Source organism: Nocardiopsis exhalans (assembly GCF_024134545.1).
GTDB classification, from domain to species: Bacteria; Actinomycetota; Actinomycetes; order Streptosporangiales; family Streptosporangiaceae; genus Nocardiopsis; species Nocardiopsis exhalans.
On the sequence record NZ_CP099837.1, the window covers coordinates 3,360,988 to 3,383,705 of the forward strand.

Sequence of the window (22,718 nt, forward strand, 5' to 3'; positions counted from 1 at the left end):
GTTACTCCTGGGGGGTGCCGTCCGCCGAGATACGGCGGTATCCGAGGTAGGGGGTCAGTGCTTCGGGAAGCACGATGGAGCCGTCCTCCTGCTGGTTCTGTTCCAACAGGGCGGCCAGGGTGCGGCCGATGGGCAGGCCGGATCCGTTGAGGGTGGCCACCGGGGTGGTCTTGCCGTCGGCGTCACGGGTGCGGATGTTGGCCCGCCGGGCCTGGAAGGTTCCGCAGTCCGAGACCGAGGAGACTTCGCGGTAGGTGTCCTGGCTGGGCAGCCAAACCTCGATGTCGTAGGTCATCTGGGCGGAGAAGCCCATGTCGCCGGCGGGGAGCAGGATGACGCGGTAGGCCAGACCGAGTTCCTTCAGGCACGCCTCGGCGTGCCCGACCATCGCGTCCAGCTCCTTCTGGGAGTCCTCGGCCGCGCACAGGCGCACCATCTCGACCTTGGCGAACTGGTGCTGTCGCAGGACGCCTCGGGTGTCGCGGCCGTAGGAACCGGCCTCGGAGCGGAAACAGGGCGTGTGCGCCGTCAACGCGAGCGGGAGTTCCTTGGCCGGGATGATCTCGTCGGCGTACAGGTTGGTCAGGGGCACCTCAGCCGTGGGGATGAGGTACAGGGGCCGGTCAGCCACACCGGTCTTGAACAGGTCCTCCTCGAACTTGGGCAGCTGGCCGGTGCCGGTCATGGTGGCCGGGGTGACCAGGAACGGGACACCGTGCTCCACGTAGCCGTGGCGGCGGGTGTGGATGGCCAGGAAGAGCGAGGCCAGGGCGCGCTCGAGTTCGGCGCCGACGCCCCGGGTGACGGTGAAGCGCGGGCCGGAGAGCTTGGTGGCGCGCGCGAAGTCGAAGATCCCCAGGGCCTCGCCGAGGTCCACGTGGTCCTTCGGACTGAACGAGAACGCCTGCGGGATGCCGACCTTGCGGATCTCGGTGGCGAACTCCTCGGAGTTCCCGTCGGGGGTCTCTTCGAGGGGGAGGTTCGGGATTCCCAGGAGGAACTCGTCCAGTTCCTTCTGGATCACTTCCTGATCGGCCTCGACCTCGCGGATCTGCTCCTTGAGCTTGCGGGCGTGTTCCTTGAGGTCGCTGATGTCACCGCCCTCCTTGGCGGTGCGCTGTACCTCCTTGGCGACCCGCTTGGCCTCGGCACGCATCTCCTCGGCGGAACGGATGCTCTGGACGCGTCGCGACTGGAGTTCCTCGAGAGAGGACAGGTCCAGGGAGTAGCCGCGGCGGGCGAGTTTGCGGACGGCTTCAGTACCCAGGTCGATCAGTGCGCGGGCGTCATGCATCGAACTCGTTCTCCTCCAGAGGTGTGCGCACTGGCCGGGGTAGGCGAAGGACAGTGCGGTGGTCCTCTGACGATATCCGTGGGGCGCCCCTGCCTTCGCTGGAACCGGAGCCACGGCGGACTTCCCCGGTCAGGAACTCCACCCATTCGAGGAGACATCGGTCCGAAACGACGAGTGGTTCCAAGTAGGGAGCTTCGGGCAGGAAGAGCGGGATCCCATCCTGGGGGCGCCGGGAACGGCACCAGTCCAGTGCTGACAGCAGGAAGCCGTGCGCCACGACTATGCGCGGCGCGGCGACTGCGGGCAGAGCCGCACATCCTTGGAGCATGCGCAGCAGGGCCTCGTGTTTGGACTCACGGGAATCGGGCGGACGCGCTGTGGGGCCGTGTTCCCTCAACCAGGAGGCGTACTCCAGGAAGGGGCGCCCTTCGAACATTCCGTAGTCCGGTTCGTCCAAGCGCGCATCCACGGAGCGGGGACAACTGATCCCCTCCAGGAGCAGGTCCGCTGTTTGCCGTGTCCTGGGAAACGAACTGGTCCAGCAGACGCGCACGCCCATCTCCCGAACCAGGGGGCGGCTCCTGCGGGCACACAGGGCGCCCTCGTCGTCCAGGAGCACCGGAACCCCCGGATCTCCGTTGACCAGGTATCGGGCGCTGTAAGGGGTGCGACCGTGTCGGACGAAGCAGGTGCTCACGGGGCGTCCTCCCCTGCGGGGATGAGGGAGTGCATGACCCTCTCCATCGTCGGGTGCCTGCTGTCGGCGACTTCCCGGTAGTAGAGGAGGCCGTGCAGGCAGAGCGCCAGAGACCAGGTACGAAGCTCTGTGCGCCCTATGCCCGATACACGGGACGCCAGGGCCAGACGCTCCTCCGTCCCCTGCCCGAGGCGGTAGTACACGGTCCAGAAAGCCCAGTCGTAGGCCGCGTCGCCGTACATCGGCAGCGGATCGAGGAGGTGGGGGCGGCCGCGCCCATCGCAGGCGGTGTTCTCCCGGTAGAGGTCTCCGTGCAGGACCGTCCGCCGATGCCCTGCCTGAGTGAGGGATTCAAGCGCCCGCCACCCGGCCCGGAGCAGTGAACCGGTAGCGGTCGGTGTCAGGGACTTCATCCGGTGGGCGACTCTGGGACGGACCTCTTCATCCAGGTAGGCGGTCAGCTCTGGGAAGCCCGGTTGTTCTTCGAGGGCACGTCCTCGGTCGTGTGCGGCCTGGATGACCCCGGCGACCTGCCGGATGTCGTCCGAACCACGCCAACCGCCTCCGGGTCTCCCGCCCACGAGTGACAGGGCGGCGATGGACCGTTCCTCGTCGACCTCCAGCACGCGAGCCGCAGGTACGTCACTCCACAGACGCAGTGCCGTGACCTCCTGGACACAGCGCTCGGGGTCGGGCCATCCCTTGAGTAGGACACGCCTACCGTCACCGGATTCGGCGATCACCAGGACGGATGCGTGTCCGGCATCGTGGTACTCAGTGGGGGTGAGGTTCCACTCGTGGCTCGCGTTCGTCATTGCCGTTGGAATCGCGGCCAACCAACCCGATATCCCGGGACCGTAGTGGTCCAGCAGACGGGTGCGGCAACTCTCCGGCAGCAGGGGGAGTGCTGCCTTCGTCAGCTCAGGCACACACCCTCCCGTACGATCTCGTCGGTCAGGTCGGGGATGGAGCTCAGGGCGTCCGCTACGAGGGATTGGAGCTTGTCCGGCTGGACCTCTTCAGCGGCGAGGCGGAGCACGACCCGCCCCGGCTGATCCAGTGGTTGCCCGGTGACACTGACCAGGTGCACCTCCGCGTAACCTCCGGTCGCCTCGTGGAGTTGGTGAGCGAGGCGGTCGGCTACCAGGTTGTAGAGCTTGCCGACGTGGTAGACGGGGTTCTTGCCGCTGGCACCCTCCAGGTTCATCGGCCGCAGCGGTGTGATGAGCCCGTTGACGCGGTTGCCCCGACCCACGACCCCTTCGTCACCGGACTCGATCGAGCTGCCGGTGTAAGTGAGATAGAGCTCGTCGCGCGAGGGCACGTCCCTGGCGTTGAGCCGGATGCTGACGTCCGCGTGGGGAAAACGCTGATCGACGAGTCGCCAGCACTCGGCCAGGACGGTCTCGGTATTGCGCCGATAGTCTTCGCGATTCTTCACGTGCGCTGACTTCTGGGGCACACACATCACCAGGTCGAGCTGCCGCCCGTCCCAGTAGCCCATCACCTTGACGTCGGTGCCGCACCAGGGGTTGTTACGAGTGAACACCCCCGGAGCGGAGTAGGTGTCGGTGAGCTCGCGCACGAGTTCCTCGAGTGGGCCCCTGGGCGCCCAACCGGTTCCCAGCGAGGTGTCGTTCGCCAGCAGTGTGCGGCGTTCCCGCAAGTCCTCGATGCTTCGAGGTGAGAACCAGCGGGTCCGCTCGGGGACTCCGTCGTCCATGAGCACCGCCCCGGGGCTGGAGTTCTCGGTGACGTTGAGACGGATGTCCAGGTGCTCGACGACCTCGGGCAGGCGTTCGAGGAAGAACTGCCGCACAGCGGACTTCACCAGGGCATCCACCGGTACCACCTCGGCACCGCAACTGCGGGTCGCCCGCCCGTTGACCAGGACACGGACAGGCGAGGTCATCCGCCCGCCCCCGTAACGGACCTCGCTCGCTCCGCCCAGGAGAGCCAACTTGTCGAAGTTGTGGTGCAGGACCGCACCGAAGCGCTCGAGCGTATAGGCGCTGTAGGCCCGGGAGAGCGACTCGGCCAGGTGGTCGGCCATCGTGTCCGGATGACCGAGCCCTTTGCGTTCGACAACGCTCAGCGTGTCATCGACCGCTACCCCTGTCCGGATGGTCAGCCGCTGCGAAGCGGCTCCGGATTCCAAAATCTCCATACATGCTCCTATCTCGTTCGTGTGGGCGCCTGTGCGACGCAGGCGGGCGCCCTGGAGAAATCCGTGCTTATCGGGGAACGCCTTGCCGCATGGCCGCGCTGAGCAGATCTGCGGCACAGCGTGAGACTTCTGCGGGCTCGGCCAGCATCAGACGATCGAGGTTCCGTCTGCTCGCCGCCTCCATGCCGTGAGGAGGCCGGCGGTCCAGCCAGAGGAGAACGCGATGCGCCATGACAGGACCGGGGACCTGGAGTCGCTGGAGAAGACCGTGCGGGAGTTGGTGCAGGCCCGACCCGAGATACAGGAGATCTCGGAGGGCGTGAAAGAGCGCATCGGCGCGGTCGTGGCAGGCCGGGCCGCGAGCACATGCTTCCCAGTCGACGACTGCTACCCGGTGGTGGTCCACGATGAAGTGCTCGGCCTTGAGGTCACCGTGCAGGTAGACCACCGGACCCAGGTCGGTGGCCTCGATTGCGTCATTCAGGTCCTCCCACCAGGGTTCGGCACGGGTATGAGGGGAGAACCTGCCCATCAGGTATGCGTGGTTGGTCCAGCTGTCTTCAGCTGATTGGCTCCATCCCGGGCCGGGCTGGGTGTGAAGCGCTCTGAGGTGCAGCAGCCGTCCCAATGCGACGACCCGCTCCACGAAAGAGGACAAGTCGCTCTGCGGTGCCACGGCTCCGACCTGGCCGGAGGCGTGACGAAGCAGGGTCCACGCGGCGTTGCCCGTCGCTCCGGCACCAAGCACGTTCGGAACGACCACTCCCAGCCTGGCCGCTTCGGACAGAGCGATGGCTTCGCGTTCCTGGCGGAGTGACGGTGTGATCCCTCGGTATTCCTTGAGAAAGACCGTGTGCGTACTGTTCACGAAATTTCGGGAGAAGGGCTTCTCATCCAGCAGGGTGAACGGGCCAAACGGCGTACCCCCAGGCGGAGCTTCAATCAACACGTGAACTTTCTGTGCTGTTTTTTCTGATTGGTGCATAGAACCAAAACCTCGACTTCGGGAGGGCCGTAATCTGTCGGGTATCGCAGACGAGAGGCGTGGGCAATCTCCCGATCAGGCATCTTCACGCTGTCATGCGCGAGTAAGCGGCTGCCATGGGACGCTGCCCTAGTTCTGTCCTAGTTCTCCCGTCGGCTGACTGCCGTAAGGTGCTCGGTGACGTGGGAGTGCTGACAGAAGGGAAACGGACCATGGGTTCGGTGGTGGCCCGATGGACCGGCCGGGAGGCGCGCGCCTTTCGCGAAGCCAAACGCATGAGCGTTCGTGATTTCGCTGCTCACCTCGGTGTGAACGACGCGGCTGTGTCGAACTGGGAACGCCGGGGCGGCGAGGCGAGGCTGCGCTACGACACACAGCAGCTGTTGGATACGGACCTGACCCGATCCGAGCCAGAGGTGGCTGATCGGTTCGAGTTGATCCTGCGTTCCGAGATCACCGAACAACACTCTGCTGCGGGTTCACCGCGGGGTGAGGGGGCAACTGGTGCTGTTCACTTCGGTGACCGGTCCCGAGATCGGACCGCTGCTCTTCTCGACGCAGCCCGAACCGGCGCTTCAGAGTCGACCTACCATCCTGATCAAGTAGCAATCGATCGGTTCGGTCATTTCCTCGACTCTCAGGCCCGGGCTTTCGTCCTCACCGGAAAGACTGGCAGTGGCAAGACCGCACTCACCCTGCACCTGGCTCGGCGATGGTCAGAGCAGGCTAATTTCCAGTTCCATCATTGCTCCACCTGGAACTTGACCTCGATGAGCCTCGCCACAGAGGTACTGCGGTACGTCTCGCTCCCCGGCGGCGAAGACGCACTGTTGACCCTGGAGCATGCAGTACGCGCCCTTGAGAGTCCGTGCATTGTGGTCATCGACGGTGTGGACACCGAGGAGCGACTCACCGTCGTGGGTCGCCAGGTCGACAGCATCCTCCGACAGGCCAACTCTGACCGCCTGCGCTTCCTCATCGTGGTGAGGACCCTGCCCGAACCTGACCTGTCACCCTTTCCCGTCCTGATGGCGGCGACCTTCGGCCTTACGGCTCAGCGGTCCAGGGCATCTCACAGCATGGTGTCGTGGACTCTCGCTGAAGCTCGCGACCTGTGGGATCGCGAACGCCAAGCAGACCAGGTGCCGTTCGCTGACCTGCCGGAATCGCTGCAGTCCCTGGCAAGAACGCCTTTGTACATGCAGATGCTGCGCAGCGCGGGGGATACCACTCGACCAGGCGAGCAGCCTGGCACGATCAACGCGTTCCGGCTCGTCGACCACTGCGTACGGTCGGTTCTTGGCCGGAGCACCCAGAACGTTGACTCGGCGATGGAACGACTCGCGTGGCTTGCTTGGGAACTCATGCCTGAGGCGGTTCCCAACCCACTGGTGAGCACGGCCAGACCGCCCGACCCGGGTTCGGCCTCCACTGCCCTCACAGGGGAGCCGTTCCAAGCGTTCATCGAGTTTGCAGCCGACGAGCGGGGTCGATTCACCCACGATGTGTTCCGAGAATACTTCCTCGCCGTCCACATCGTTGGTCAGATGACAGTTCGCGGGAGGTCTGCCGCGACGATCGCGTTCTTCAACGCCCTGGCCAGTCAGGCCACTCGCTCGGCAGCAGCTCGAGGCGTCTTCGACTTCGTCGTGTGCGGCCTCGATTGCTATGCGCCGAACCTTATCGAGATCATTGCTGCGGCCCCATCGATCGATGTGGACGCCGCGCTACCGATGTTGCTCGAGACCTCTGTGCTCGGTGGCGCCCATGTATCCCCAGAGGTCATACGTACCTGTACCCATCGATGCGCCAAAGCCTCAACACGTCAACTCGTCTGTGCGCTGCTCGCTGCACCGCAGCTCGCAGAGGCGCTCGGAGACCAGTACGCGCCTTGGGTCGTCAAGCAACTGCGAACCCACGGGTTCGAGATCTGGGACGACCTTGCCCGACACGTCGAGCAGGCCCTAGATATCCGCCTCAGCGCGAGCATCACGGAATGCATCGACCTCGACCGCACGGAGCAAGCTGCCTTTCTGGCCCGGCACTTTGACCTATTTGCCGGCAACGGAAATGACCACACGGATCTGCTGCAACAACTCCTGCAACATTTGGACTGGCGAGTGCGCGCAGGACTCGCGGAGGCACTCCTGGGACATCGCGTGATTGACCCTGATCACGTGAACGACATCGTCGAGCACCTGGTCCAAGACGATGACTACAAGGTTCGCGCTGCTGTCGCCCGGACGGTTGGGACCCTGGATATGCCGAACGTGCATGACCATGTCCAAGCGCTGCTCGCGGACGGTAACTGGCACGTTCGTGAAGGCGCTTTGCAGGGTCTTCTCGCGGGTCCGCGAGCACCGCTGCCGCAACCGGATCTGGCCCGTGCCGTGATCACTTACGTCGGAAGCGACAGGAGCTGGGGCGCTGCTCCCGCTTCCGCAGCGAAGCTCCTGCAGAGGATCCAGCTCCTCTACGGGAATCCTGCCCAAGAAGTGGTTTCCCTTGGTGACCACGCCCTCTTCGGGTTGCTCAGGGAGGTTCGGACCGGTTGGATCGAGCTACCAGCTGAGCTCGAACAGTCCCTGGTTTCCCTTGGGCTTAACTCCTCCCACTGGCTCACCGCCAGGGAAGCTGAGGCGGTCCAGCGACGGCATACGCCTCGCTCGGAGCCTATGAGTGCCCGTGAACGGTATCGGCGCCGCCGTGGCGACCGCTCTGTTCAAGTCGCCCTTGACGTCCATAGTCTTGATCGTGCGCTCGAGATCGCCTCGGTTTCCGCAGCTGCCGGAGTCGATTTCCTCGAGGTTGGTGATCCGCTGATCAAGAAGGAGGGCTCCGTCGCGATCGAGACGGTCAAGCGCCACGCACCAGACACGGCTGTGGTGGCGGAAATGATGTCCGCTGACTGGGGACGTGACCAGGTCGAGCTCGCAGCCGAAGCGGGAGCTGACGTCGTTCTTCTCATCGGACCGGCTTCGATCGCCAGTGTCTCCTCCGCAGTCGCGGCCGCTCGTCGCCTCGGGGTCGCGCTCACGCTTGACGTACCACTCGAACGCCTTACCCCTTCATGGCTGCGCGATATGGAACGTACCGGCGTAGACGGCTTCGTCGTCACCACCAACATTGACCTCGGAGTCGGCGGTAACCACCCCCTCGCTCCCGCCAGAATGATTCGGGCATGCAGCCAGCTGCCTGTCGCCATCTCAGGTGGCTTCAGCGCGGCTGACGACGCCTTCGCCAGCAGTGGCGACTGGGATATCGTCATCGTCGGCCGTAGCATCGCCGACGCCGTCGCTCCTTCCGACATGGCACACCAGCTGTCCACCATCGTCCGCAAGATCAACAGATAGGAACCTCTGTGATCGTCACCCCCCTTCGACTTGAACATATTGGCGAGGTCCAGCGGCTCATGGAGCTCGGCGGGCCCTACCTCCATGCACGCACCCTCTCCGATTACTGGCTTTACGCAACGCTCTTCTCCTCTACGTGCCCTCTCGCTATCGACGACGGCACCGTCATCGGAGCAGTCATGGCATTCCGAAGCCAGGACGATCCCGCTGACGTCTACGTCCAGGACGTCATCGCGCATCCGCGCCATCGCCGCCGGGGCATTACGCGATCCCTCCTGCAGAGCGTGCGCTCCCAGGCGCAGGCATGGGGCTGTCGGCGTCTCTATCTCACATCGGAACCCGACAACGAAGCGGCGCACGCCGCCTGGGCGTCCCTCGGCTTCGTGAACGTTGCTGGTGACCACCAAATCAACGGAGTCTCTGTCGTCACCGATTTCAAAGGGCCGGGCCGCAGCCGCGCCGTGTACGAGTTGCGGTTGAGTTGAACCTCGCCAGGTAAGGGCCGATGGGGGAGGTCTGCGGGGGAACGAAGCGCAAACTATCGCGCCTCCACTCACCGATCCTGTTCTGTCGCAGATTGGCCTCATCAGGCTGTAGCGGCGGTAGCTGTGAGGTATTGCGAGTTTCCCACGACGAGGAGGAAGGGGACAGTACGAGCATGAGCGTGATCGAATACGAGGCCAAGGTCTTGGACATCGACTCCGAAAAGGTGGCCGGGCTCATTCTCGGCAAGGGCGGTGCCGACCTGGGGGAGGTGCTTCAGCGGCGCTACGTGTACGACATCGAGCCCGGGGACATGTCGCGGTGGGTGCGTCTGCGCGACACCGGGAGCCGGGTCACGCTCACGGTGAAGGAGATCGACTCCGACGCCATCGGCGGTACTCGGGAGACCGAGACGGAGGTCGGTGACTTCGAGACCGCCAACGCGCTGTTGGGCAAGCTCGGTTACACGCCCAAGGCCTACCAGGAGAACCGGCGGCACAGCTTCACGTTGGACGGGGCCCAGCTGGAGATCGACTCCTGGCCGCGGATCCCCGCGTATCTGGAGATCGAAGCGGACAGCCGGGCCGAGGTGGTGCGGGTGGCCGCGCTGCTCGGATTCGACGAGTCGTCCCTGACGGGTGAGAACACGACCAAGGTCTACGACCGCTACGGCATTGACCTGTCCGGTATCGCGGATCTGCGCTTCGATGCCTGAGGAGGGTTGATCGCTGCCCCGGCCTCCGTGCCGACACCTGTCAGGTTGGGGGAGGTGGTTACTGTCGGGGCATGGTCTCTGATCCCACGGAATCCTTCGCCCGCCCCCGGGTCGCCGCTGGTGTCCTGTTCTTCGATGGGCTGGGGCGGGTGATGATGGTGGTCCCCACCTACAAGGAGTACCTGGAGATCCCCGGCGGGTACATCGAGCGCGGGGAGACCCCGACTCAGGCCGTGGCGCGTGAGGTGCGGGAAGAACTGGGGATCACCCCGCCGATCGGGCGGTTGCTGGTCGTGGACTGGGCGCCGACATCAGCGGCGGGGGACAAACAACTGTTTGTCTTCGACGGGGGAGTGCTCGACCAGTACTGGCTGGACCAGATCGTCCTCGACCAGGACGAGTTGGCGGGGTACGGGTTCCATGAGGTGGCCGCGGTGGGGACGGTAACGATCCTCCGGCTCGCTCGAAGGATCGCTCAAGGGGACCGTGCACGTCGTGAGGGAACCACGCTCTATCTGGAGAACGGCGAGGTCGTCGCGTAGCGGATTATCGGTGGCTGTGGATAGTGGTCTCGACGAAGGCGTTCCACTCCGTGCGGGTGAAGGACAGGTGGCCCAGCTCCCTGTTCTGGGTGTCCCGCACATCGGCTCCGGCCTGGTGCTCCCGGGCTTCGACGCATTCGTTGTTGCCGCCGCTGTAGCTGCTCTTGTGCCAGTCAGTCACCGTTGATCCTTTTCATCTCGTCTCGGATAGCCCTCAGGGTCTCATCCGGCCCCCACGCCACTCCCTGGAGGGCCGCGAACCACATGCGGTAGCGCCCCACCTCGTTGGTCGCAGTGATGATCTGCCCCTGGTGGGCCGATTCCACGTAGACCACCTCGGGCTGGTCTGCCGAGGTGATGACCCTGAAGGGGCCGTTGTTGCCCGCATGGCGGGGCTCGTCTACGGGGACCACCAGGAGGTTGACCCGTTCTGTCTCCACCAGGTCTGTCACGTAGCGGAGCTGTTCCAGTTGGACCTCGGGGGATCCGTAGCGGCGCATGAGCAGGGACTGGTCCACCACGAGCCAGATGACGGGGGACAGGGCCTTTGCCATCTGCTGGGCCCGCCGAGCCCTCTGTTGCGCGCGTTCGGTGAGCTCGTTGCTCGACAGCCAAGGAGCACCGTAGCGGATCACGGCGCGTGAGTAGGCCTCGGTTTGGAGATAGACCGGGAAGACCAGGGCCTGGTACTCGTACAGGGCGTCGGCCCCGTGGGTGCGCTCGGCGATCTCGTGCAGCCAGGCGCGGCGGCCGGATCCGGTGAGTTCCTCCCAGAGGCGTTCCAGTCGTCCGCCGCCTTGCAGGATCTCGTCGAAGGCCCGGCGCAGCCACGGCCGTGGGGCGGCCTTGCCCTTCTCGATGTCGGACACATGGGAGTTGCTGATCGCGGTGCCGCGCTGGCTGATCCGGCGCGCGACGGCCTCCTGGGTCAGTTCGGCTTCGGTTCGTAGCCTGCGCACTTCGCGTCCGAACGCCTTCAAGGCGCGCTCATCGGGGGTCATGTCGACAATCGGACCACATCAGACCGAAGCCCGTGGGAGTTTTCCAGTAAATTCCAGAGCCTCCTGGAAGATTCACCGGTTATCCGGACACCCTCGACGGTGGGTTTCCCCAGGCCACATCCTTGCTGTCGCGGGCCCGCAGCCATCAGCGCGACAACGAAAGGAACCGGTGGATTCCATGACTCCCACTCGGCTGCCCCTCGACCTGCCCAGGCGGATCCGCTGCACGGACCCGGACCAGGCTTCTCTGGAGTGTGGGCACCAGCTCTGGCACCTCAAGGCTGCCCGCAGCTGGGCTACTCACGTGGCCCGTACCACCCCCGCCTGCGCGGACCCGCTGCTGGTCTCGCTCTCTGAGCTGCACACCAACGCGTTGAAGCACAGCGCTTCGGGGCTGCCCGGTGGGCGGGTGCGTATCGAGATCGAGCGGCGACGGCGGCTGTTCCTGCTTCGTGTCACCGACGACGGGCCCCGCCCCGGTGCGGGGGCGACTGTGCCCGAGGCGCGCCCGGTGCCGTGGGAGCGCGGCGAGGACGGGTTGCTCGTCGAGGGCGGGTACGGGTTGGCCCTGGTGGACGCGATGGCCCTGTGCTGGGACTTTACCCGCGATCCCGATGGCGGGTTGATGGTTCGTGCCGCTTTCGACCGATCCGGGCGCACCCGGATGGCCGCCTGAAAACCCGTGGCCGGTTTGTGGCCGACAGGTGTTGGAGCACCTCGCTCACCCAAGCGAACATCGACCACCCCTCGCGGGAACGGCGTGTCCAGCGGGGGATCCAGGGCCGTGGGCCCTGTGTGGAATGGACGGGAAGCGCAGCCCCGGGCGGCGTGCAACCTCGGGGCCACAGACACCCGACCATGCCGAGTAACGAAGAAGGACCCAGAAGTGGAGGCGCCCCGACGCGGTGCGGCGAACACCGGGCCGGGGCTGACATCCCCACCTGAATGAGCAGGAGGAGATCCGTGCAGAAGCCTACTGGTAGGCACCGCAAACCCGTGCGGGGCTGGGGACAGCGCGTGCGGTGGCTGTTCGGAGCGGTCCTGGCCGCCGTGCTGTGCAGCCCGCTCGAAGTCGCACCGCGCCGCAACGCCGACCGCCCCAGGGGCGAGGGCCGGTTGGTGCTGGAGCGCCGCGCGACCCCCAAGGCCCTGACTGCTTCCTCTGCCGTGACGCGGGGCAGGACGGTGGCCGAGCTCGCCGCTCGGGAGGGCGAACCCAAACCTGAGCTGGGGCCGGTGCGGGTGCCGCGACCCCGGCGGCCGCACCCCTCGGAGCAGGGGTGGTGTGTGGACGACGACGGGGTGCGCGGGGTGCGCCCGTACCTGTTCCACGACGCGGAGCGGTCTCGCCCCAGCAAGGAGCACTCCTCGGTCGTGCAAGCGTCGGGGGAGTTCGACGACCTCGCCGCCGCGGTGCGCACCTGGTTGAGCCTGGCCACCTGAACCATCTCCGGTCGCCTCATGCGTGTCGTTGTCCCCAGGAACGCAAAAGCCCCTGATCGTCGCGCGTGCTCACCTGCCAGCGGCTACAGAACCAAGTCCTACCGACCCGGCCTATCTCCCATTAGGGGCTTGAGCCTCTGGGGTGAGTGACGGGACTTGAACCGTCCAGTGTCAGCCGCGTGACCAGCCCCGACACGGGAACCAGCAGGTAGTGGCGCTCCCCGTCAACCGGTTGCGGCCGGCCGCCCTACGTTGCACGGGCTCTGATGCACCGACTCGACTGCGGCCTTGGGCCGTCAGCCGCCTGCCCGTTCGCAGACGGGCCGCAGGGTGCCGGAGCGGAGTGGCGTGCGGGCACGCGGGGCCGGAGGGCCGCGCTGGTCGGGTCCGGCCCCGGTCGCGGTTACTCGGACGGGACGAGGTCGTCGCGCACCACCGACAGTGCGACCTCGCGCCCCGCGTCGTGTTCCGCCAACCGTGCGACCAGGGACCGGCGTACGTGGTGGTAGGTGTCAGAACCCAGAGGCAGCCTCAGTGGCACCTCACCGCTGTCGATGAGGTCGATCATCGCACCGGAGATCTTCTCTGGGGAGTTGACCAGGACGAACGAACCATCGGCGAGGGAACGCCGGACGTCCCCGGCGGGCCCGGCGTCGTACTCCGGCATGACGGGTCCGGACGCCAGCGCGCCGCCGAACCCGGTGTGAGTCGCCCCGGGCTGGACGATGGTCAGGCCGATACCGAAGGGCGCGATCTCCTGGGCGACGGTCTCGCAGAACCCCTCGATGCCCCACTTGGAGGCGTGGTAGTACGAGAAATTCGGGTAGGTCGTCTGTCCCCCCGCTGTGGATACCTGGAGGATCCGGCCGTGCCCCTGCGCTCGCAGATGCGGCAGGACCGCGCGGACCACGTGGATCGAACCGAGCAGGTTGGTGTCCACCACCGCGCGGATCTGCTCGTCGGTCGCTTCTTCCACAGCTGAGAAGACACCGAACCCGGCGTTGTTGACGACCACGTCGATACTGCCCAGGTCCGCGAAGGCACGGTCGACGACCTCCCGGACCTCTCCGGTGTCGGTCACGTCCATCCGCGCCACCCACAGTCGGTCGCCGTGCTCGGCGCGCAGACCGTCGAGCGCCTCCGGGGTGCGGAGCGTCGCCGCCACCCGGTCTCCCCGGTCGAGGAGCTGTTCGGTGAGCAGGCGGCCGAAGCCTGAGGACGTACCTGTGATGAACCATGTTCTGGTCATGGGGCTGCCTTCCGTCGTTGGCTGTGGCCGACAGTAGGAGTTCGAGTCGACTCGAGGTCAAGACTCCGCTTCGTATACTCGGGCCATGAGCGCCACATCTGAGAAGTCGATGGGCATCGGTGAGGTGAGCGAACGGACCGGACTGTCCGCTCACACGTTGCGCTTCTACGAACAGCAGGGCCTCCTGGTGGAGCCGGTCCGGCGGGACTCCGCGGGACGGCGGACCTTCAGCGAACAGGAGGTCGGTTGGCTGCGGGTGTGCGCTCGGTTGCGTGACTCTGACATGCCCCTGCCCGACATCCGCCGGTACGCGGAACTGGTTCGGCGAGGCGAGGAAACCGTGGCCGAGCGGTTCGAGCTCCTGCGTGGACACCAGGCGCGTGTGCGGCAGCGGATGGCCGAACTCCAGGAGTCGCTCGACGTCATCGATTTCAAGGTCGGACTGTACGAGGACCACCTCGAGGCAGGGTCCGCCGACACGCTCTGGCGTGATGGCCCCGAATGTGCTCCGGCCTCCCACTGACCCTGCGACAAGGGTCGGATCGCGTGGATGCGCCCGGGAACGAAGCGCGTGATGGTGCCGGATCAGGCCGTTGGGCACTCCCACTGCGCAGCGGCCGAGGCAGGGCAGTGGTGGGTTCGGGCCAGCAGACAGCGCCTGCTCACGAGATCGGCCCCGCGCACTCGGACGCGTTTCCATGGCTTTCCTTGCGACCGGTCCCGTGGCTGGTGGGCGCTCGCCGATGGATGACGGAACGCCCACCCCCCCCGAGCGGGTCCAGGTTCAGCCGACCCCGGTGAGCGGGGGAGTGCTCCGCCTCAGCACCACGTGCCCGTGCCGCCGGACCACCCGGGGGCCCTCCTCCGAGGGGTTCGTGGCCAGGTCCAGGGCAATGCGACCGACCTCGCCCCAGGGAAGACGGACTGTGGTCAGTGCCGGTTCCACGTCGCGCAGCGCGGGCACGTCGTCGATCCCGGCCACCGCCAGGTCCCGCGGCAGGCTCAGCCCGGCCTCCCGGAACCTCGCCATCGCCCCCACCGCCACGGTGTCGCTGATCGCCAGGACCGCCTGGGCGGGGCTGAGCCGCCGAAGGAACTCACCGGCGGCCGCGTAACCGCCGTCCCGGTCGAACACGCAGTGCAGCACCCGGTCCTCGCCGAGCTGGAGGCCCCGCCGCTCCAGCGCCGCGCGGAAGCCCAGGACCCGGTCGTGGGCTGTGCTCGCCTCGGGCGGCCCGGCCAGCACGGCGAACTCCCGGTACCCCAGGTCGGCCAGGGCGTCGACGAGGTCGGAACCGGCCCGCTGGTTGTCCAGCGCCACCGTGTCGAAGGGCAGCCCCTCCTCGCTGATGGCCGCCACCCGGCCGCCCTCGGCGTCGTAGGCGCGCAACTCCTCCACCAGGCGTTCCTCCCAGACGGTCGCGGTGACCGAACGCCCTCCGGCCAGGATGATCGCCCGGGGCCGCTGGGCGCGCAGCGAGGACACCACCCGGACGGCCTGCTGGACGCTGTTGTTGCTGGAGTCCATGGTGACCATGCGGTCGGCGGCCTCGGCGGCGCGCAGCACCCCGGAGGCGGTCGGGGAGAAGTAGTCGTCGTGGATGCCGTTGACCAGCATCGCGATCTGGTCGCTGCGCCCCCGGCCATCGCCTGGGCGGCCGGGTTGACGACGTACCCCAGGCGCTGCGCGGCGGCGAGCACCTGGTTGGCCTGCTGGCCGTCGAAGTAGTCGATCTCCTGGTCCAGGTAGGCGGGGTCCGGCGGTCTGGGCGGGGAAGTTGCCGCCGGCCACCTGGGCCTCCAGCGAGGCCTCGTGCGTGGAGAACCACTCCAGGAAGCCCATGGCCAGCGCGGTGTTCTCGCCGCCGCTGACCACGGAGAACCCGGAGCCGCCGTTCTCGGCGTTCTCGGGCGCGTCCCAGACGGGTGCGGGGGAGAGGGAGTTCCCGTACGCGCGGATCAGCGGGTCGGAGGTGGGCCTCACCTGGCCGGACGGGGCCGTCAGCGAGATCGCCCTCTGAAGACGGTGCCCGCGGGCCCGGCCGGGGACAGCCCGGCACGGGCCCGCGCGGCCGCTTCCGTCCACCTTTGCCGCCGACCCCTTCGGGGCCGGGATCCGCCGGACCGGGAGTCGCGAACCGATGGGCTTTGATCCGTGCGCCTGGGTGCGCTCCCGGTCCGGCGGGCGGGTGAAGCGGACCTGCCACCTGATGCTGCGCGAGGGCTACGGCTGCGATGGCCGAACCCGACCGAGGGTCGACGGCTTCAACCGCGGCCCCACCGGCGACGAGTCAGATCCCGCGAGCCGCCACTCCCCGTCAGCGCTGCAGCGTCAGCACACCGGGCCGGTAGGGCAGGAGGCCGTACTCGGTGCCGTCGGAGCCGGGGTCGCGTCCCTGGTAGAGGAACTGAATGTCACAGGCGTCGACGGTCATGGTCTGGTCGGGGTTGGTACGGATAAGCTCGCCGTGGCTGATGTCCCTGGTCCAGTCGGCGCCGCTGTTGGCCTGGCCGGCGAAGGGGTTAGCCTCGGTGGTGGCCTGCGGTGTCCAGTCACCGTCCAGGCTGGTGGCGGTGAACGAGCGGAAGTAGCGGCCGTTGGCCCCCATGGCCTCGACGATCATCAGGTACTGGTCCTGGCCCTCGATGTTGTAGACCTGCACCGCTTCGAACAGGTTGCTCCGGGTGTCGCGCATGATGACCGTGGAGGACGTGCCGAAGCTGCCCGGGAAGTCGCCGTTGGGCATGCTGGACCGGTAGATCTCGCCGTTGTTCCCGGCGAAGAACAGGTACATGTGCGTGTCGTCGCCGATGAGCGCCTGGTCGATGGGGCCGGTGTCGGATTCGGGGTCGATGCTTCCGTCGAAGAGCGTTTGCGCCGGTGACCAACTGTTCACGTCGGCGGGGTCGGTCGACGTCCGATAGGAGAAGGCGGGTCCGGCCCACTGGTAGGCGAGCACCCAGACGTCGTCGGGGGCGAAGTGGAAGAGCGACGGTGCCACGGCGTTGAAGGGCATCGGGTTCTGGTTGGCCGAGCCCATGTCGGACCAGTCGTCGAAGAGGTCGAACTTCATCGACCCCCATGACGTTCCGGTGTCGTGGGTGGTCGCGTAGACGAGGTGCTGGCCGTTGTAGGGGGCGTGGGTGAAGTCCTTGAGCGAGACCCACCCCGGGTTCGGCTGAGCCAACGGGCCGGTCGACGACCAGGTGTAGGAGGACGGTAGGGCGCACGTGTCGCCCGGCCCCGCGCCGTCGACGCGGACGGGCAGCCACTGCTGGTTGCCGCCGCCCCAGTCGTCGTACTGCACGACGTCGGCACCGTCAGCGCCCGAGCCGCCCTGGACCTCCACAGCCTTGCCGCTGTGCCGGTTGACCAACCGGACGTGGCCGCCTGGCGAGTCCTCCAACCGGAACTGCTGGTTGGCCTGGTCGTAATCGGTCCACTGGACGATCCCGGCGCCGTTGGCGGTCGACCAGTCGTAGACGTCCAGCACCTTGTCGGAGACCCGTGACCGCAACCGGTAGTAACCGTCGCCGGAATCGACGAACTGCCACTGTTGCTGGTACTGGTCATTGCGGGTCCACTGGGTGATCCGCGCGCCCTCGTTGGTGGCCTGGTTGTACACGTCCAGGGCCTTGCCGCTGTCCCGGTTCACCAGCACGTACCACGCGTCGGTGTCGACCGTGGCCGAGGCGGCGGGCGTCGGCGTCACCACGGCACCGGCGCTGCCGACCACGACGGCCATCATGCCGGCGGTGGCGAATCGCAGTAACCATCGTCGCAGCCGTGAGGGCGGCGTGCTCGTGGGCTTGCTCAACGTAGACATGGTCGTTCCTCCAAGGGCCTGGAGCCGCACGGCCCGCTCGAGGGGCTACATCGCGAGTCCTGGTCCTGCGCTCGGGGGTGTTAGCGCTAACAATCTTCCGAGTGGCCTGGCGCGTGACCGAAGTGAACTTCGGGGTGTCAGACCTGCCCGGAAAGCCAGGGCGTTATCGCCCTTGCCGTTGAATCTGAGCGATAACACCCCGGAAGTCAAGCCGTAATTTACGGAAACATTCCGAAAAGGTCGGTGCCCACCAGCTGGTGGTGCGCCGAAGCTCCTGGTGAGACCGCTGTAGCAGTGAGCCCGCAAACAGTCTCGTGGGCCTTCGTGCACTCCGGTGCGAAGTGACGCGCAGCCACCATCCCTGCCGTCAGCCGTTCGGTGACCACCGCATGGCACCAGGACCTGGGCCACGCACAACCGGGAGAAGGCCGATGACCTGTGCGGCCTCCGACCGCGTCCGCGGACGGCACGCCACGCCGCCGCATCCGGGTTACGGCCCCCCCCCGACAGCGGATCGGTGAAGATGGCGCCGAGGACTACCTGAGTCCCCGGTTCGCTTCCCGTCGGCCCCGCTGCGCCCGGACGGCACCCGAGCGGGAACCGGCCAGGCCTGTGCGGTCCGCGCCGACACCGCGCGCTCCCCAGCGCGCCACCCGGTCGCGGCCGCGGAAGCCCCCCGGTCCCCTCCACGGAGCCCCCGCCACCGCCGCCCCCGGGAAGCCAGGACCGGTACCGCGGGAACGAGAGGTGAGATCGGTGGCCACCGATGACGGAGGACGCAACCGCCAGGACGACGAAGCGGAGCCGCCGCCCCCGGCGGACCTGGAGAAGGCCGGGCCCCGACGCAGTCGGCTCAAACGAACCGTGTTCTTCGGCTCGTCCATCCTGATCCTCGCCCTCTCGGTCTGGGCGATCATCACCCCCACCGGCGCCGAGTACGTCATCGGTACCGTCGTGGGATGGATCAGCCGGGTGTTCGGCTGGTACTACTTCCTCGCCGCCACCCTGTACCTGGGGTTCGTGGTGTTCGTCGCCCTCTCCCGGTACGGCACCATCAAGCTCGGCCCCCAGCACTCCAAGCCGGACTACGGGGTGTTCGCGTGGGCCTCCATGCTGTTCGCGGCGGGGATCGGCATCGACCTGATGTTCTTCTCCGTTGCCGGTCCGGTCACCCACTACCTGGCTCCTCCCGAGGGTGACGCGCAGACCGTCGAGGCGGCCCGGCAGGCCGTGGTGTGGACGCTCTTCCACTACGGCATCACCGGGTGGGCGATGTACGCGCTGATGGGCATGGCCCTGGCCTACTTCTCGTTCCGCTACCACCTGCCCCTGGCCATCCGCTCGGCCCTGTACCCGCTGATCGGCAAACGCATCCACGGCCGCATCGGCGACGCGGTCGACCTGGCGGCCATCATCGGCACGATCTTCGGTATCTCCGTGTCGCTGGGTATCGGCGTGGTCCAGCTCAACTACGGGCTGTACTTCCTCTTCGGCATCCCCGAGGGGACGGCCGCGCAGATCGGCCTGATCGTCGTCGCCGTGCTCGTGGCCACCGTGTCGGCCGTGGCGGGCGTGGACCGGGGCATCCGGCGGCTGTCGCAGATCAACGTCGTGCTCGCGATCGTGCTGATGCTCTACGTGCTGGTGTTCGAGAACCCCGTCCAACTGCTCAACGCCCTCGTGCTCAACATCGGCGACTACGTCAGCCGGTTCCCCTCGATGACGCTGAACACCTTCGCCTACGACCCGCCGGTGGACTGGCTCAACTCCTGGACGCTGTTCTTCTGGGCCTGGTGGGTGGCCTGGGCGCCCTTCGTCGGTCTCTTCCTGGCCAGGATCTCGCGCGGGCGCACCATCAGGCAGTTCGTGACGGCGACCCTGGTGGTCCCGCTGCTGTACACGCTGACGTTCCTGTCGGTCTTCGGCAACAGCGCCCTGAGCGTCGTACGCCAGGGCAACGTGGCGTTCGGGGAGCTCGCCATGAACGAACCCGAACGGGGTTTCTACACCCTGCTCACGCAGTACCCGGGTTTGCTGTTCAGCGCCGGACTCGCCACCGTCGTGGGTCTGCTCCTCTACGTCACCTCGGCCGACTCCGGTGCGCTGGTGATGGGCAACCTCAGCTCCCACCTGCCCACACCGGTCACCGACGCGCCGGCGTGGATGCGCGTCTTCTGGGCGGCGGCGACCGGCCTGCTCACCCTGGCCATGCTCCTGGTCGGCGGGCTGGACGCGCTGACCAGCGCCACCATCATCATGGGGCTGCCGTTCTCGTTCGTGATGCTCCTGATCATCTGGGGGCTGTACAAGGCGCTGAGAGTCGAGCGGTTCCGGCAGGACGCCTTCCGCACGACCCTGTCGTCCTCGCTGTCGGACCGGACCACGGTCGACCGCCGGGGCGCGGAGCGCAACTGGCGCCAGCGCATCGCCAGGGCGGTGAGCTTCCCCGGCAGGCGCGCGGCCGACAGGTTCGTCCAGCAGGTGTGCCGCCCCGCGTTCGAGGACGTCGCCGAGGAGCTGCGCGACCAGGGCGCGCAGGCCACGGTGACCGAAGGGGTCGACGAGGAAGCCAAGATTCCGCACCTGGACCTGCGGGTGCCGATGGGCGACGAGGAGGACTTCAGCTACCGGGTGTGGCCGGTGGTGGTCCCCACCCCGGCGTTCGCGATGCGCTCGCTCGCCGAACACGACACCTACGTGCGCTTCGAGGTCTACCTCACCGAGGGCAGCCAGGGCTACGACGTGATGGGCTACACCAAGGACCAGCTCATCGGGAACATCCTCGACGAGTACGAGCGGCACCTGGAGTTCCTGCGCCTGCACCGGGAGGCACAGGCCCGCTCGGCCATGCCCGACCACGGGCCCGGCACGGCCGACGTCCAGGCAGAGGAGGGGCAGTGAGGCGGTTGCTGCGGGCTAAGCGCCCGGGAACGTCGTGGTGAGAGGACCTGTGGTCCGGCGCCTTTCCTGTCGGAGGGAGGGGCGCCGTAGACCCCGGCGGTCTGCGGCACGCGAGCGGGGCTGAGGGCCGCTGCGTGTTCGTATAGCCGGTCCTGGCAACACGAAAGCCTCTGGCCGGTCTGTTCACACCGGTCAGAGGCTTGAGTCTGCGCTGGTGAGTGAACGACAGGCCTCGAACGCTGGTGGGGGAGTGGGCTGACCTCAGCCGGTTGGAGAACCCACAGTTCATGGGGAGGAGGCCGCCCGGTTGGGCTGCAGCACGCCGCCTTCCGCTGGGGAGCATGCGCCCTCCGGGCACGCGGACGTATCCATCTCCGGCATCGGATTAGAAGTTCCATAGTCACTTAAAGTGACGTATTGCTACTTAAAGTTGTGCCCCGCTCCATTCGAATCAAGGTGCCGTTCCGTTCCACGTCGTTTCGTCCGGTTTTGCCCCGGTCCAAAACTGCGGAGCACAAACGGAGCACACACGGGCGGTTGGCGACGTCTGATGGGATCCTGGCCCAATCCGAGACGCCTACCGTGCTTTGGACGCAGAACTGGAGGGCGGTCACACTGGTGAAGCCTGAATGTCTTGTTTCAGTAGCGGCGGATGCGTTCATGGGGGAGAGAAACGTTCCAGGTGGACGACGCTCTGCTCGGATTGTGGCTGAGGGCTGCAGGTGGTGGTGTCACGTGCTTCGGGCACACTGGGCGTGTGGCAAGTGATGACGATGTGGTGTTCGAGGCCGTACGGGAACGGGTGTTTTCCGGTGAGTACCTGGATCACCGGCTTTCCCTACCGGAAATCGCCAGCGGTGGTGCGACTCAGTGCTGGACCGGCCGTGAAGAGTGGCAGACGGTTTATCTCAGGGGTACCCCGGAGTACGACACCGCTCTCGCCGCGGGGCAACTCGAACCGCTGCCCCCGCTGACGCCCGCCTCGGAGGAGGCGGTGCACGAGTGCGAGAAACTTCTGGGCCGCCCTTTGCCACCACTGCTTCGACGCTGTTACCTCGAACTCGGCGACGGGGGCTTCGGGCCCGGCTACGGTCTGTTCTCGCTGCGGGATTCGGAGCATGGTGACTCCGTCGTAGACGCCATCAAACGACAGGTGGAGTGGCCCAGGGCTTGGCAACCGATGGCGGGGTCGCTCATGCCGCTCTGCGCCTGGGGCTGCGGCATCGAGTCGCTGATCGACTGCCGCAATTCCTCCGGTGGAATGTGGGCCATCGACCCCAACCCGGCGCCCGAGGACGACCCGGACGTGATGCTGTTCCCGGAGACGTTCACCTTCACCGAGTGGATGCGCCGATGGATCGACGGCACGCTCCAGCAACCATGGTTGCTTCAAGACGAAGAGAAAGGGTTCTGGCGGGGAGCCACCGACGCTGAGTGCGGGGCTCGATAGCGTTCGTCCGGCCAGGAGGGGCGCTGATCACCTTGACTAGTCGGAGTGAATGTCTCGTACCGTGTCTGCTGGAGGCTGCGGCGTGCGCCGGGATCGCCTCCCGTCACTCGTGAGGGTCGGGTCTTGCTGGAGCAGGAGTGGAGCGGGTACCAAGTCGCCGTGGTGTCTCGTTACTGACCGCACAGGAGATGACTGGCTTGGTCTCCGTGACTGACGCCGCGGGTGCCGACTGGGCCTGCTGGCACGGGTATGGACAAGGCATGAGTAGAAGACCTGCTCCCACCTCGGTCCCACTCTGGACCGATCGGCCGAACGACCCTGCTGAACCTTGATCTTATGGGCTTCTGACCTTGGGTTTTGTGGTGCACTCGGCAGGGTTCGAACCTGTGGCCGTCGGATTGGAAGGGTTTACCTGTTGGGGTGGCCAGATGTGGCCAAAGGCAGGGTGCTGCAGGTCAAGAGTGGTTCCCGGTTCCACTTTGGCAAAGTGGGGGTTTTGGGTAATTGTGGGTGATGTGAGGGCTGGCTAAGGTTCTGCTTTGTTCCCAGGAGTGAGGTTCGTTCCCGGGTCCTCGTAGCCCTCTTACACGAACGGCACCCTCATGCGTCGC

At 66.6% G+C, this 22,718-nt stretch carries 19 protein-coding genes; 9 read left to right on the forward strand and 10 right to left on the reverse strand.

The window, feature by feature from the left end; translation table 11 throughout:
* Position 1: 1 nt before the first annotated feature.
* The 5 genes from serS to NE857_RS14830 all read right to left on the reverse strand — a co-directional run bounded on the left by serS (position 2) and on the right by NE857_RS14830 (position 5,143).
* Positions 2–1,294, reverse strand: coding sequence for a serine--tRNA ligase (serS, locus tag NE857_RS14810; RefSeq protein WP_254421521.1), 1,293 nt, complete (start codon positions 1,292–1,294; stop codon positions 2–4).
* Positions 1,287–1,991 carry a histidine phosphatase family protein gene (locus tag NE857_RS14815; protein ID WP_254421522.1) on the reverse strand — a complete coding sequence of 235 codons (705 nt, stop codon included), beginning with the start codon at positions 1,989–1,991 and terminating at the stop codon, positions 1,287–1,289. Before NE857_RS14815 ends, serS begins: the two co-directional genes overlap by 8 nt.
* The gene (locus NE857_RS14820) at positions 1,988–2,806 is read right to left on the reverse strand and encodes an aminoglycoside phosphotransferase family protein (protein ID WP_254421523.1); all 819 of its coding nucleotides are present in this window, start codon (positions 2,804–2,806) and stop codon (positions 1,988–1,990) included. Before NE857_RS14820 ends, NE857_RS14815 begins: the two co-directional genes overlap by 4 nt.
* 101 nt (positions 2,807–2,907) lie before the next feature.
* Positions 2,908–4,158 carry a methionine adenosyltransferase gene (locus NE857_RS14825; RefSeq protein WP_254421524.1) on the reverse strand — a complete coding sequence of 417 codons (1,251 nt, stop codon included), beginning with the start codon at positions 4,156–4,158 and terminating at the stop codon, positions 2,908–2,910.
* A 67-nt stretch (positions 4,159–4,225) separates the two neighbouring features.
* On the reverse strand, positions 4,226–5,143 hold the full coding sequence (locus NE857_RS14830; RefSeq protein WP_254421525.1) for a phosphotransferase family protein: 918 nt from the start codon (positions 5,141–5,143) through the stop codon (positions 4,226–4,228).
* Between the two features lie 212 nt (positions 5,144–5,355).
* Here NE857_RS14830 and NE857_RS14835 point away from each other — a divergent pair, with 212 nt between their 5' ends.
* The 4 genes from NE857_RS14835 (at position 5,356) to NE857_RS14850 (ending at position 10,236) form a co-directional block, all read left to right on the forward strand.
* Positions 5,356–8,496: an orotidine 5'-phosphate decarboxylase / HUMPS family protein gene (locus NE857_RS14835; protein WP_254421526.1), complete on the forward strand. Its 3,141-nt coding sequence runs from the start codon at positions 5,356–5,358 to the stop codon at positions 8,494–8,496.
* A gap of 8 nt (positions 8,497–8,504) precedes the next feature.
* Complete coding sequence (locus NE857_RS14840; RefSeq protein WP_254421527.1) at positions 8,505–8,981, forward strand: GNAT family N-acetyltransferase; 477 nt, start codon at positions 8,505–8,507, stop codon at positions 8,979–8,981.
* A 173-nt stretch (positions 8,982–9,154) separates the two neighbouring features.
* Complete coding sequence (locus NE857_RS14845) at positions 9,155–9,694, forward strand: class IV adenylate cyclase (protein ID WP_254421528.1); 540 nt, start codon at positions 9,155–9,157, stop codon at positions 9,692–9,694.
* Between the two features lie 71 nt (positions 9,695–9,765).
* Positions 9,766–10,236 carry an NUDIX domain-containing protein gene (locus NE857_RS14850; RefSeq protein WP_254421529.1) on the forward strand — a complete coding sequence of 157 codons (471 nt, stop codon included), beginning with the start codon at positions 9,766–9,768 and terminating at the stop codon, positions 10,234–10,236.
* Between the two features lie 4 nt (positions 10,237–10,240).
* Here NE857_RS14850 and NE857_RS14855 read toward each other — a convergent pair whose 3' ends face one another.
* Together NE857_RS14855 and NE857_RS14860 are read right to left on the reverse strand one after the other, a co-directional pair.
* Positions 10,241–10,417, reverse strand: coding sequence for a DUF397 domain-containing protein (locus NE857_RS14855; RefSeq protein ID WP_254421530.1), 177 nt, complete (start codon positions 10,415–10,417; stop codon positions 10,241–10,243).
* Positions 10,410–11,237 carry a helix-turn-helix domain-containing protein gene (locus tag NE857_RS14860; protein ID WP_254421531.1) on the reverse strand — a complete coding sequence of 276 codons (828 nt, stop codon included), beginning with the start codon at positions 11,235–11,237 and terminating at the stop codon, positions 10,410–10,412. The genes NE857_RS14855 and NE857_RS14860 overlap by 8 nt, the downstream gene beginning before the upstream one ends.
* A 169-nt stretch (positions 11,238–11,406) precedes the next feature.
* Between NE857_RS14860 and NE857_RS14865 the strand changes: the two genes are divergently transcribed.
* Entirely contained in the window at positions 11,407–11,913 is a 507-nt protein-coding gene (locus tag NE857_RS14865) for an ATP-binding protein (protein ID WP_344013359.1), read from the forward strand.
* Positions 11,914–12,200: 287 nt separating this feature from the next.
* Complete coding sequence (locus NE857_RS14870) at positions 12,201–12,680, forward strand: hypothetical protein (protein WP_254421533.1); 480 nt, start codon at positions 12,201–12,203, stop codon at positions 12,678–12,680.
* A 403-nt stretch (positions 12,681–13,083) separates the two neighbouring features.
* Here NE857_RS14870 and NE857_RS14875 read toward each other — a convergent pair whose 3' ends face one another.
* Entirely contained in the window at positions 13,084–13,929 is an 846-nt protein-coding gene (locus tag NE857_RS14875) for an SDR family oxidoreductase (RefSeq protein ID WP_254421534.1), read from the reverse strand.
* Positions 13,930–14,014: 85 nt separating this feature from the next.
* On the opposite strand from NE857_RS14875, the gene NE857_RS14880 reads away from it, so the two are divergent.
* Positions 14,015–14,452: a MerR family transcriptional regulator gene (locus NE857_RS14880; protein ID WP_254421535.1), complete on the forward strand. Its 438-nt coding sequence runs from the start codon at positions 14,015–14,017 to the stop codon at positions 14,450–14,452.
* Positions 14,453–14,713: 261 nt separating this feature from the next.
* On the opposite strand, the gene NE857_RS14885 is transcribed toward NE857_RS14880, so the two are convergent.
* Both NE857_RS14885 and NE857_RS14890 read right to left on the reverse strand, forming a co-directional pair.
* Positions 14,714–15,913 (reverse strand): LacI family DNA-binding transcriptional regulator, encoded by a 1,200-nt coding sequence (locus NE857_RS14885; protein ID WP_254421536.1) that lies wholly within the window; start codon positions 15,911–15,913, stop codon positions 14,714–14,716.
* Positions 15,914–16,247: 334 nt separating this feature from the next.
* Positions 16,248–17,675: a non-reducing end alpha-L-arabinofuranosidase family hydrolase gene (locus NE857_RS14890; protein ID WP_254421989.1), complete on the reverse strand. Its 1,428-nt coding sequence runs from the start codon at positions 17,673–17,675 to the stop codon at positions 16,248–16,250.
* Between the two features lie 837 nt (positions 17,676–18,512).
* On the opposite strand from NE857_RS14890, the gene betT reads away from it, so the two are divergent.
* Positions 18,513–20,657: a choline BCCT transporter BetT gene (betT, locus tag NE857_RS14895; RefSeq protein WP_301184337.1), complete on the forward strand. Its 2,145-nt coding sequence runs from the start codon at positions 18,513–18,515 to the stop codon at positions 20,655–20,657.
* A 757-nt stretch (positions 20,658–21,414) separates the two neighbouring features.
* Positions 21,415–22,107 (forward strand): SMI1/KNR4 family protein, encoded by a 693-nt coding sequence (locus tag NE857_RS14900; protein ID WP_254421537.1) that lies wholly within the window; start codon positions 21,415–21,417, stop codon positions 22,105–22,107.
* The last annotated feature ends 611 nt before the right edge of the window (positions 22,108–22,718 follow it).

Coding starts and splice junctions, on each gene's coding strand:
- NE857_RS14820 (WP_254421523.1), bottom strand. CDS start 2,806: ATGACGAACGCGAGCCACGAGTGGAACCTCACCCCCACTGAGTACCAC.
- NE857_RS14825 (WP_254421524.1), bottom strand. CDS start 4,158: ATGGAGATTTTGGAATCCGGAGCCGCTTCGCAGCGGCTGACCATCCGG.
- NE857_RS14830 (WP_254421525.1), bottom strand. CDS start 5,143: ATGCACCAATCAGAAAAAACAGCACAGAAAGTTCACGTGTTGATTGAA.
- NE857_RS14835 (WP_254421526.1), top strand. CDS start 5,356: ATGGGTTCGGTGGTGGCCCGATGGACCGGCCGGGAGGCGCGCGCCTTT.
- NE857_RS14850 (WP_254421529.1), top strand. CDS start 9,766: ATGGTCTCTGATCCCACGGAATCCTTCGCCCGCCCCCGGGTCGCCGCT.
- serS (WP_254421521.1), bottom strand. CDS start 1,294: ATGCATGACGCCCGCGCACTGATCGACCTGGGTACTGAAGCCGTCCGC.
- NE857_RS14875 (WP_254421534.1), bottom strand. CDS start 13,929: ATGACCAGAACATGGTTCATCACAGGTACGTCCTCAGGCTTCGGCCGC.
- NE857_RS14860 (WP_254421531.1), bottom strand. CDS start 11,237: ATGACCCCCGATGAGCGCGCCTTGAAGGCGTTCGGACGCGAAGTGCGC.
- NE857_RS14890 (WP_254421989.1), bottom strand. CDS start 17,675: ATGGCCGTCGTGGTCGGCAGCGCCGGTGCCGTGGTGACGCCGACGCCC.
- NE857_RS14845 (WP_254421528.1), top strand. CDS start 9,155: ATGAGCGTGATCGAATACGAGGCCAAGGTCTTGGACATCGACTCCGAA.
- NE857_RS14880 (WP_254421535.1), top strand. CDS start 14,015: ATGAGCGCCACATCTGAGAAGTCGATGGGCATCGGTGAGGTGAGCGAA.